4 protein-coding genes are annotated in these 13,080 nt (G+C 38.1%); 2 read left to right on the plus strand and 2 right to left on the minus strand.

Translation table 11 applies throughout. The annotated features are described in order from the left end of the window. Positions 1 to 2,846: 2,846 nt before the first annotated feature. Entirely contained in the window at positions 2,847 to 3,266 is a 420-nt protein-coding gene (locus tag JSS95_11890; protein ID MBS1800513.1) for a hypothetical protein, read from the plus strand. A gap of 1,866 nt (positions 3,267 to 5,132) precedes the next feature. Beyond that, positions 5,133 to 5,843: a hypothetical protein gene (locus JSS95_11895; GenBank protein MBS1800514.1), complete on the plus strand. Its 711-nt coding sequence runs from the start codon at positions 5,133 to 5,135 to the stop codon at positions 5,841 to 5,843. A 923-nt stretch (positions 5,844 to 6,766) separates the two neighbouring features. Here the strand turns inward: JSS95_11895 and JSS95_11900 are convergent. Together JSS95_11900 and JSS95_11905 are read right to left on the minus strand one after the other, a co-directional pair. Beyond that, complete coding sequence (locus JSS95_11900; protein MBS1800515.1) at positions 6,767 to 6,982, minus strand: hypothetical protein; 216 nt, start codon at positions 6,980 to 6,982, stop codon at positions 6,767 to 6,769. 3,465 nt (positions 6,983 to 10,447) lie between these two features. Beyond that, complete coding sequence (locus JSS95_11905) at positions 10,448 to 10,675, minus strand: hypothetical protein (GenBank protein ID MBS1800516.1); 228 nt, start codon at positions 10,673 to 10,675, stop codon at positions 10,448 to 10,450. Between the last annotated feature and the right edge of the window lie 2,405 nt (positions 10,676 to 13,080).

Below are 13,080 nucleotides of genomic sequence, written 5' to 3' on the forward strand. Positions count from 1 at the left end.
CCCCAAAACCCCAAAACCCCAAAACCCCAAAACCCCCAAAACCCCAAAACCCCAAAACCCCAAAACCCCAAAACCCCCAAAACCCAAAACCCCAAAACCCCAAAAACCCAAAACCCCCAAACCACAAAGTTGAAAGAAACGAGTGAAAACTCACTCGAAAACAAGCAAAACCACTAAATCCTAAAAACCAAAGGGGGGTAATTCCAAAAGTGCTTGGAATCCAGTGACAATTTTAACTCCACATTTCTCGAAATTCAAATATTAAGGATCAATCCCTCTTCAAAGCCCGTTCTCCTATCTCAACAAGGAAAGCTTAGCTGTACTTTTACTAGTTGACGAAAATGTGCCGAACCCTTTGAACTCCTTCAAGATCTTCTCAACATTTCAATAATGGACGAGTGAAGTAAAGTTATCGAAACCCTTTTAATCGTCATACCCAGGAACCCCAGACAATTCGACATCTTGATTTTAAACTTCTTAGAGATTAGGGTTGTGATTCATACTTCTCTCCTTTCTAATATCGTCCCAATCAGGCTCTCTCACTCCAGAGTTTTCAGGAGCTTCTTCCTTCATCTATTCCTTAGCCTTTGGAATTCTGACTTCAAGATGAATAGGAGCAAGATCTTCATCACATCTGCCTGTAAGCTCTGCAGGATCAACAGCTCTAAACTTGGAAGGAAAATGCATCTCATAAGGAGTCTTGGGTGACTATTCAGGATTTACAATCTTCTCCTTCTTCTCTTCTTCAATGGCAAACTAAACCTTCTTCTTCTAGCAAGACTTAATAGCTGTCTTAACATAGTCAGGAACATGATCTCTATCAATAGATCTCAACTATCCACTAGCAACAAGCTAGAACTAAGCTCTTTGATCCCAGAGCCAATCCTTGAGAAGCTCCTATCTCAGTTCTGCATTATCAACTGTGCAATCTTTAATAATTTGCTTCAGATGAACATATCTCAATGTCAGTTCCTTTCAAAGATTAGACAATCTTCTCTCTTCCTTAGTAGCTGTTGAAACCTCACAAAGATAGGCATGACAGTACTCAATCAATGTCTGAACATTGATCCAACCAAAGAGGTCTGGGAAATCATCAATATCAATCTCAAGGTTCTAACTTCCATGTCCTTCTGAAAAGATGAGCTTTCTCTACTGGGTTTCCTAGCTCTTCCAGAAATTAAGTCCCCAGTAAAATGGCTTCATGGTATAGCCTTCCACAGCGCTTCTCACTTAACAAAGCTTCTTGAAGATGTCAACAGCAGCTGCTCTCTAAAGCTCCTCTGATACTGAGAGATCATCCCCATTTTGGAGAGCCTAAAGTGTAGGTCCAAGCTGAATTGCATGGAAAATGATCTGACCAATCTTGAATCACTACTTCTCCATCTAAGGATTTAGAGTTCCTGAAGTGACTGAAACACCAAAGAGGGTCTTGAACATCCTAGCCTGTTCATCATTGTTATCCTTCTTCCAGTTTTTAGAGTTGTAAGACTTCTTCTCGCTCATTGGACTTGATTCTAATTCTATGATTATTGAGTCCGAGTCCGACATTAAATATAAGTATAGACTCACTGTATCATCTAGATACAGTGACAATTGCCATATATATAAGACCAAGAGACCAAGCTCTATAATATTAAGAATGTAACAAGACTAGTAGACAACTGAACAGAAGAACGATGAAACGCCCGTCTTTCACGCACCTGAGAGAGAAAATGAAGAAGAAAAAGCATAAGAATTCAACGAAAATGAAATTAAACGAGTTTCGTCAGACGATGACATTTCACTAGATTCAACCCCACTTTCTCACTCAGAAAAGGTCAACGACCTCTATAGATTCACTTACGAGAAACCCAGCTCACTCTAGTATGAAAAACACGTAATGAAACTAGCAACGCAAGAGGAATAGAACCATAAATCCTTCAATGATTACTTCAAAACGTGCAAAATGTACTTTGACATTTTCGTCAAAGCAAGACCAAAAAACCACTGTATACCCTATTTCTCATTCTAGTAATACCTTGAAATCGAGAATAACAGACTCGAAGACTACATCTGAGATTAAGAAGCAACTTGTGAACTAAGAACAGGCAAATACCTTCCAATTTGCATGATAATTGAACCTCCAGGCATCATTTACTCCTTCTACTTTCAACAGTTTGATGACAGATTCTCAACAGTCACACTCCAAGACATGATCAATGAGACATAGAGACTACTTGACGAAAGAATCAGAGACCCCACCATACTGAACCAATACAAGATTGGAGTCAACTCTCTAGGTACCAACCCAGCAACAGGATGGATGGCTATATACCCCTAGTTCAGAGACTCAAAAATCCTCTGTGAGTTCCAAATCAATGAAAATCTCAACAAACCCATTATTGTACCCATTGGTGAAGTCAGAAAGGACATCTTTAACGACCTCTGGGACAACCAATTCATTAGAAGGAACCAAATCATTCAGCAACTCAACATCTTACCCAAGAATGTTAAGAAACAGTACGAAAGACAGACACTATTCAATGTCAAAAAGCTCAGCAAAAACCTAGTTTCAGTCCCAGGACAATTTCAAAAATTCGTATACTTTCCCGAGAGATTCATCAACCTTTCAGTATCAGGCAGAGTCAAGTACACCAGGACCCCAGCTACATCAGAAGAAAACGAACAAATGGTCATCCTAATATTAAATGAGTAACGTTACAAACGCTTCCACCATTTTCTCTTTTAAGTCTCACTAATTAATCAAGATTCAGTGACATACCTATTAATACTTAAACTAAAATCCAACACGTGTAATATTAAAAATGGATAAGTCTCAATGGCAGCAACTCACTGGAGCTCATCAAATGAGTGACCAGGAGCCCCGATTCTCCTCTAGGTACAGACACCCAGGACAAGACATCGATGACGGCATCTCTATTCAGGAAATCGACCCAAATGAAGTCTCATGTTCAGCAAATGACATCTTCCTTGACTCTGAATCACAGACATCGTTCATCAACAACAGCAATATGAACCCAGTGAACCTTCTGAACCAAATCAACATGCTAACTCCTCAACAGAGACTCGAGAATGACTTGTCGAGCTCACAATTCGACCAATACTATCAGGCAAACCTCAAATTCGTAGAACTGAAGAACAATATCAACCTGGAAAACTACTACAAATACCAAGTAAGTCTTGGAAAGACTCAAATCGTTACTTCTCTCATCGATGCAATCCTTTTCAACCTCAATCTTCAATCAACACTCGCCTGGAACCCCTAATCTCTCTGCGTAAGTGACATCACATACTCTATGGGACATCAATAGCTCAAGATCCCCATCACAAACAACTATCAGGAGCTTACAAAGGCACAAATATGGCCTTTCATCGTTGAGAACTCTGCAAATTTCACCACTTATGAGAAAAACTTCATCATTCAAGAAGAATGAAATGTCTTTTCACAAGCAATCCTTCAAGCACACTTTGTCAAAGACAGATATGGACTCATTCCCTTCTACACCATCAATCCAATCAACCTTTAGATTCACATTCCAGTCATAAATGAACTCTTTATTGGCTTCAATACGACCAAGAACAATGAAACCATCATTACTTTCATGGCAAATTTCTCAGAGAACATCAATTATGGAATGGTCTACTGAATCATGCTTCAGATATACTCTGCATATCTCACTGGAAATGCAAACAAGATACAAAAGTTCAGAGTAAGAGACTCTCAGAATGAATGTCCAGACTTTGACGAACTCTTCCTAATGATAAGTTCCACGAACAAATCACATAAACTGGACCCAGAGATCATCTGCAATGAAGAAAACAGATCAATGTTCAGAACATTTAGTTACACTCATAGTGATAGACTCTAGAGACAGCTCCAATCCTTCACAGAATTGAACATTCACTTAGAGGAACTTGAAGAAAAGGACATGAGAAAAGACCCGAGTTCTATCGTAGGAAACCAAAGATAGAATTACACTACTCAACTTGAATTGTTACACGACCCAGAAATGATCAAAGCTTTCAATGAACAGAAGCTCTTCACCTTTTACTACAGACACAGATACTTCCACGCCATCAATACTCAAATCAATCTTCTAATCAAGACTTGTTGCAACATCAAATGGCTCATTGTCTACAGAAACACAGACAATCCTAAACTCACTCAGACGATTCCTCAAGTCAAGCAAACATACTAGTCACATGTTGTCTATACTTCACTAAGTACAATCCTTTGTGACCTCATGCAATTCAACTCAAATGAGGATCAATAGAAAGCCATCAAAAACGCCTTTTCTCTCTGCGATAAAGAGATCCTTCTGAACTATCTCACCTTGAAATCCTTCGAAAAACTCATGCAACAGCAATACCAAAACATCCAAAAGCTATTTGCATGCCAAAACCAATGAAACCATTCTGAACTCTCAATGGATCAACAACTCCTTTTGACCCAGCTTTAAGACCCAACATTAATCAGACAAAATTCCATTGACATTGAAAGCCAAAACTAGTACCAAGAGGACATCAAAGAAGAAGAACAAAGCGAAATTCAATGACAGAGATTTGTAACTACGAGAAGAACTAGACAACCAAACAACCAATACAGCAAAGAAAAGAAGCTGGTTCAATAGCAAATCACAAGCATTACTCCATTCTCACATAAAGATAGCTCTGCAACTCTGAGTAAATTGATCCAAACAATCAAACCAAGTGTAGAGTTAATGATAAGAGATCAATTCAACAATGAACAAAGTCTCAAAGAGGAAAGAATCACGATCCAAAACTTCAGAATCAACTTCCAAACACTACTACAAGAATCCCCACTTGACATTTGCGCACTCCCACCTAAACTAGCTCTACCAATCATACTAACTTTCCAATGGATCGCTCAGAAAATACTAACTCATACTCCTTCAGGAATTCACAGAACCAACCTTATACTCTCTGGAGAATCTTAATCAGGAAAATCAAGACTTGCTGACATGCTAAAACTAATCTTCTCAGGTAAAACCTATAGAACCTCTCAGAACTTTCAAGATCAAAACATCACAGAGGCAGGTATACTAATCTCAGAAGAACTCTAAACAATTCAGGAACAAAATCAAGTCTTGCTCAAAGAGCTCAAACTCCTAATGGACACATCAAATCATAAGTCAGCATCGATCAAGCACAAGGAATCTGCCAACTTTGGGAAATACGTACCAGTCGTAATCACAAGTAATCAAGACATCTGGAAATGCATACAGGAGAACTTTAAAGGAAATTCCAAGACAGAAGCAAACGCAATTGTCAATAGAACACTGCAAATCAAATTCCATGATACATTTGTCTCTACAGAAAACAAGGAATTCGCCTTTGGATGGGATACACAAATCAAGCAAAAGAACAATCAAAACCTCGACACGCTAACAAAGAAACTTGCAGCTACCTTCATCTACTTCTTAATCAAAGTACACCCTCAGAACCATTTCCTCAATCAACTCATCTCAGAGACACAACGATTCAACCTCGAACAGTTCATGAAAGAAACTTACACTGAAAGAATCTTCACACAATGTGCAAAACCAACCAACCTTAACGATAAAACAACAAAAAACCCTTCTGCAATCCCCAAGGAACTTATGGAACTGGCATACAATGAACATTCTTCTCAAGCTCTAGGCTTTGGAAAAGACGAAGGAACATTTGATTTCCTTGCACATAGAACCTATGACAATCTGAGCTTTGACTTCATTGATTTCATCACAAACAAACTCCATTTCAGTAAACTTGCCTACCGCGAACAAGCAGAGAGATGCCACACAATAAGAATTGCACTCTTTCAGACTTCAAACAATGTGTAAAAGAGTCTCGTATGGAAAACACTTCAAATGCAAGACTTTGCAAACAGCTATTCGACAGACAAACTTAAAATCATGCTGGTTCAGTAGCTCTTACTAGCAACCCAAAAGACAACAAATGTGTCTCTCGAAGAAAGATACAAAATGCTTCAGGAAGAAAACCCGGAATGGATAAGACTCATCGATAAGATCAGCGAAACTTACAAGTACCAATGTCCTTGAAACATCATTGAAAAGTACATCATACAAGCACTATAGTACAGACTCACAAGCAACAATAGAATGAACGACATCAATCTCATACAACCATAGCTAATCGCTGATGAAGAATTTAAAGAAAATTAGAACTTCCTCCAGGCAGAAATAGTCTCCCAAAAAGGAAATAAGACCAGAAAGAGAAGAGACACAATCTCAGAATGTGATGTAAAAACCACAAAAGCTGAATTCGAATTCAGGTTTGATACCCCAAAAAGCAGACCCGGTGTGCCAACTAAGAGACTCTTTAAAGAACGAGAGGAATCAAAGGAAAGAAACGATACACCATTCCCTGAAACTGAAGACACATCACTCAAATTCACAATTCAAATACCTAGTGTCCATGAAACTGATTCATAACAACAAGACGAGTAAATGGTCTTTCAAATCCCAACTCTCAAGACACCTTCTCCAGATTCAAATTCAAGCCGAAGATCTAAGAGACAAAAGCTCACTGAATAATCATAATCTCATTAAAACAAACCTTCTTCAACCTCTTTGTATTTTGCCCTCTAATGCGTTCAGTACTTCTCCTAAATCTCCTCCTTAAACGTCTAATCCCTATTCCTTTTGAAACCAGCAACTCAAACCTAAGTTGTCATAGCCTAAACCTTTTTGAACAGATCAGCTTCCTTTACCATGGCCAAAAGTAAGTCCTTATTACCAGTATACTAGCTTAGTCTAAGCATTGGGTCAAATGACGTATCGAATTTCATAGACCAACCAGAATCCTTCACAGCATTAAAACCCAGAACCGAAATGAAAAACCATAGAATGATCGTGTCATTCTTCGCAAGAATCATCTTACTATCCTCGGAAAACTTGTCAGCTAATCCTCCTTGAAGAGCAGTGATAAATCCCTTGATGAAATCATCTGCAAGCATCATATCCAGGATACCCTAACCCAAAGGTTTCTTCTGTCCATTAAAATCTACAACCTAAGTAAGCTACAAATCACCCTGCAATGTCGCATCAGTGTGCAAAGAGACAACCTTCTTCATAAAATTGAGCAAGGCATAAATCCCTTGACCTACAGACTTTCAATGTTCCAGGACATTTCACAAAGATCACATCCACACTGCAGCCTTTTCCTAAGGACTATAAGGAACTGAATATTCTTGAACAGTAAAAGATCACAAATCATCCCTGAACTACACAAGTTAACTTGTATTCAAAGGAACAGGGCCCGTGTCCTTCTTTGCAGGAAGTGAATAAATAGGCCAATAGAACATGGTCCAAGATTTAGGATACTGCATTGCGCCCCAAAAACCAGAATGTGACATTGTAAGAAGGTCATAAGAGTTGCTGTAAATAGGAACCTTCAGATCAACATAAGGAGTAACAACCTTTCAAGCTCCATTCAATTTTGATTTCACCTTCGCATCATCCATAGTCGACAATTTAGGATCACTCCAAATAGCCTTGTATTTCACGGTGACATTAACATAAGGAGCAAACGAAGTAAGATAAGCTGTCGGTGCAAAGTAAACATGAATTGGAGCCATAGGCATGATATGTTTATAGGTCCTCATGTTCTAAAAGGCCTACAATTCCTTCTCTTTCAACGTATAGTAAGGAATTAGCACTAGAGAATCTACAATAGCACACAAAGCACGGATGACTTCAATCCCTGAATCATTGTTCACAACCTTTGGATAATCTCAAACAAGTTCCTCAACAATAGCAGAGAATACAGTGACTGAAAATTTCACTTCAGGCTTCAATCTATCAGAAAGCCATTACTTCAAATCTTCAGGTGTAGCTGCTGCATCTCAAATCGCTATGAGTAAATTCTCAATAGCTGACTCAACCTAACCAGACATGAGACTAAGTGTAGTCATTTTCTTGTACCAATCAGCGAAAAACCCCTTAATCAAACTTGTAACATCTTTGATTATTGCATCCGATGAAGCTTGGTGTTCAGGGAAAAACCCTTAAATAACATCCAAGACACGATTCGTGCCATCACACCTCAAAAAGTCTGTCGGTGAAACCTTTTAACCCTTCTAATCCGAAGAAATATTCAGAACAGGTAAATGTACCTAAGGCATAATGACAGTGCAATCAGAAGAAGGAGTCATTGAAACCTGCTGAACTTTGATCGCAATCAATTCATAACCTCAAGCCAAATAATGAAAAGCACTCTTCTTAAAATGAACATCCTAAAGTACACAATCAATAGGAATAAAAACAGAGGCAGGAGAAGAACTATGAGCAACATCAAACTCACTGATACCGTCAACATTAACATGACCAGCAGCTTTTGCAGGCATCCTAAAATCTGAAACTTGTAATCATGCAAGATTGTCCATAAATGCTCAAGTATACATGGATGAAACCCCTTGACCACTAGCAACAATGTTATTAGAGTACTGATAGCAATTGTAGATGTCTGAAGCATATCCCTTCTTAAAAATCAATCCTTGTCTATTATTGAAAACCTAAGCCTAATCAGCTTCGTAAACATTCAATGATAATGCATTCTTCATCTCAAGCGACCAACGAGCAAACACATTGTTATAGTAATCATTACCAAAATCAGATGTCAAAAGCCACCCAGCACCAAATTTCCCTTACTCTATCCTTGTACGGATTTAGGAAACATCAAGAGGAGAAACATACTTTACACCATTGATCTTAGCCTAAAACTTAGCATTCTTAGCCTCTTAAGCAACCATGTAAGACTCTTTCACTTCATTAGAGTCTAACGTGTGACCAAGCTACATCCAATTACCAACAAATCAAAGCCAAAGACTTGGAATTTACACATCTGAGGTCTCCATTTCAGTAATGGCTTCTTTGTTTCCTTCACCATCTTTACCAAAATACTCAAACTCATAAGCAAGAGATGACATTTTTGCAGCCTATTCGTCATTCAAACCAACAGTTTCCTTCCACCATGTAGTGTCTAATCAATCATCTCGAGTTGCATCAACCACTTTCTAGTATTAATCTGTACTAAGTAGTTCACTGTAAGTCTTTATAACTTCGTCACCGAGCTACTTTTTCAAAGCCTTAAATCAAGATCTTGAAACTTCCACGTAATAATCTCAGCTGATTGCGAAATCCTTAACATTAAAGGTCTCAAAAACTCCAGCTCCGGACAAACGAAAATCAAGAATGTTCCTGATACGTTAACCAACATCCTAATACAAACTACTTCACGTCCACTCAGGACCAACTTCTCCAGTCCTTCCACGATCCTAAGGAAGAATATAATTAAACAGCCCAGATTATGACTTATTAGCAAGACTTGCCTTTATCTCATCTTGATTAGAAACATAAAACTAAGGGTGTTTTGGATCATATAATCTAGCCGCTTTCTGTACATCCGCAGCAGAACCACCTCCTTAGAGATAATTCACTTATTGGGTCAAAGAAGCTACCTAAGCTTCAAGAGACAAAACAAGCCTTCTAAAACTCTTTGCCTGATTTTGGAACCGATCCTTATCAAGTTTATCCTGAGTTCATTCAGCCTAAGTCTCAAAATCCCGTTACTTATCTCTCTGAATCTCAATTCGTTTTTTGAGGCTTTCAATATTCACAAGAAGACTCTCAATCTACTTGTCTCGAAAACTAGCCTTCTTCTTCTTGTCATTCATCTAAACATCAGCCATTGGATCTGCCATCTAAACAGGTTTGACTTCTATTTATTATTATAAGACTTTCGAAACTGGAAACAATAAAGGAGCATCAACATGCATCGCCTCCTACTAAACACTCGGTTTGGGTTCAGTAACTGACTTAAACTTTGAAACTAAAGTCACAGGCAGAACAGACTCCTTTCATTTCTACTCTTCTTACTTCCGCTTTTCCTCTCATTCTCAATTTTACTTCTACAGGTCCATAAGCTATTACTTCTTCAAGTCATCCAAAGATACGAAATCAACTTTTTACTTCTCAATTGTCTTCTCTACAACTTTCTTCTCCTCTACCAGCTTCTTTTACTACTAAAATTCATCAACGACCACCTTGTAATCTTCTGCTACAGGCTCTAGACTTTACTCAGGTTTAACCAAAAATTCATTCATCTCCTAATCGTCTACCTATCAAAGATCCACTACACCGGCGACAACAAGTTACAACTCCTGCTGTAAATTCTCATTGCCTGCTAACTTGTAATCTGCAGTCTAAATTGCAGCTTATGCTAAAGAAGGATACAACCCTCCTTATCCTGCACCCTTTTCAAGCAACTCTCATAGTTTAACCGAAGTTTCATCCAAAGTAGTCTAAGCAATAGCTCATTGATCAGCAGTTATACTCTTCTTAGACAATTCATTTCAAGCATTATCAATAATTCACCTGTAACGTCGTTCTTAAAACTAAGCCTATTAAAGAGCACCTTCGTCAACTTAAAGAGGAATCGCAAAGGAATAAACAGGTTCAATCTTCTTACCTTCTTCCATCTTCACATCTTCAACATCCAAATAAACCGGCTCATCAAATGATTTGAGATAATTTGTGTACGTACCAAAAGACATCGTAACCAAATCTCCATCTACAGCATTCAGACCACAGAATTCCCTATATTCTTCAGTATCCAAAGGATCAGACTTTGAATTAGCAAATGGATAGCCCATAACCTAAAAGGTCTTGTACAACTCAAACAAATGTTCAATCTGAATTCCTCACCAAACCACATAATTTGGAACAAGCTTAATACCAAAAACTTCGAAATTAGACATCCTATCAACTCAATTCGCTATATCAGGTTTCAACTCATAGGACATCTATAGAGTAACCTCTTTCATGTAATACTTGTCCCAAAAATTGACCTTGAAATCATTCAACGCTCAATCTTGATTAAACTTACTCATCTCATAACCAAGTACAACATTTACTCTAGAGTAAGCCTAAGGATCAAAAAACATTCGGTCAATACTTACAGAAGTACCAGTTCAAAACTCTTACACGTTGAGTATATTCGCAAGCATCTACTTGGATGGATCAGTGGACTTAGCATATCGTTTTCTCATCTCCAAGCTATAGATCCTAAAAACTCAAAGGAAAAAGTCCCATCAATAAACAAGAAATTCTGTAGCCCATCTTTACCGAAACCTAAATCCAAACTTATCACTGTTGAATGCGATCTCAACAAAGTAACACCATTCCTCTTCACCAGCCAAAACAATCAATTGAATCATGAAAGGAAACATGGCAAGCGTCTACAAACAATCAAGTACCTTAGAATCAGAACTCAAAAGCTTCTTGTAAACATTCTAAGGACAATTTACATATCAAGTAAGTTAAACAGCATACGGTTTACTTGCAGCATATTTCGGATCCAAATCCATTTTAGTAAAACTAAAGTTTGGATCAACTGAAAGCATCGAATTATGTCCTGAACACAAACTCCTAATTGAATCTCAAGAACCCTAGTGAATCAAACCTCAAAGCTAATGAAGAGCATTAAAATTACCACCACCAACATCCTTTAACAAGTAAAGGACAGCATTTCGATACTACAACATGTGCCCCATAAAAATAGGAAAATCCTGATCAACAAACTGAAACAGTTCAGGCGGAGCAACACCCTTCTTTTTGTTCAAGTAAGGAAGATGTATAAACTAGCTATTAAACGCAATGTTAGGAATCCTTTTGAAGACCTAAGGCTGATAATAAAGCTAGTACTTCATATTCTTGTTCAACCAAGTCTACACCAAGCTCTAGTACACCTTCACAAAAGACGAATACTGCTAAACAAAACGCTTGTTGTAATCTTCAAGCATTGCTCATATAGTTGCAGATCATTTACCCAATTCTTCAAGGGATGTCTCAGGAGAAGTAACCTTCATTGCAGCCGCCGTAAATCCTAACTACTCTTTAGCCTCTTAATACTTCCAGTAGGTTGATTAACAAAGACAATATGCATCAATGTAAGCATCTGAATTAATCAACTTCACATCACTAATGAACAAGTATGGAAGCAATTTACCTCGCTGATCACTAACATCAAAGAACAAATCATAAGGACCGTAATGAGTACCATTAACCATAATAGCCCAGTAGTAATCATAGTAAACAGTAACAAGTCAAGCATTAGGATCAGTTCACTCGTGCCTAAAAAGACTGTGGATCAAAACTTTCAAAAACCTCTTATTAGGCAAATCAGTGTTTGGTTCATCAACAATGAAAGCAGCTAGACCTTTCTTCTATACATTCTTAACAAGTTTTCAACGAAGAATAGGAGATTCTTCAAGAGGTTAAGCCTAAACACCTAAACGCATCTAAACTTCATAAGGCTACATCTTGCTAAAACCCCTAGCCTACATTTCCCAATATTCCCTAGACAAAAACCCACCATCTTCAGACAACATTATTATTATAACCCTCCTTTCGTGTAACCACCAGGCCCACCAGCATAAGCCTAAACCGCACCTAAAAGTCCTTTACCTGCCGTATTAACAGCAGCCTCCATAATTGGTTAACCAAAAGTCTAAACAGCACCAGCTATTTTATCAAAGTCTCCTTTAGATCTATCCATCATTCCACCAACATAATTCATCACATTGTCAGCCAATTTCCCAATGAAGCTTCTTGCACCAGTCTCACTCTTCTAAGTCTGATTAAGTAACTATGCTCCAGCATCTGAATTCGACACAATAGCCTCAACAACTTTCAAAGTCTTCTCTGAAGGTCATGGCTTCTCAACACCAATGATCTACTTTACACTCTGCATGGGAATACCTTCAAAATGTCTAACCACGTCAAATCAAAGCCAATTCTAAGCTGCAGGATAGCTAGTCGAAGAAGGTAAACCTTCCCAGGAAATAGTCAACTATTCAGGATCATTATTATGACCCTTTCAAGCACCCATACCAATGTAGTCACATAATTTTGCTCCATCAGAACCAGGTGCAACACCAATCTCGGATGGATCTTATGGAGGATCCATAACATTTGCAGTATTCAAACCATTCAAACCACAATAATCTCTAAAATTTGTATACTAAACCTAAGGACCTGCAAATATCTTACTGTAATC

It is taken from the genome of Acidobacteriota bacterium (assembly GCA_018268895.1).
GTDB lineage: Bacteria > Acidobacteriota > Terriglobia > Terriglobales > Acidobacteriaceae > Edaphobacter.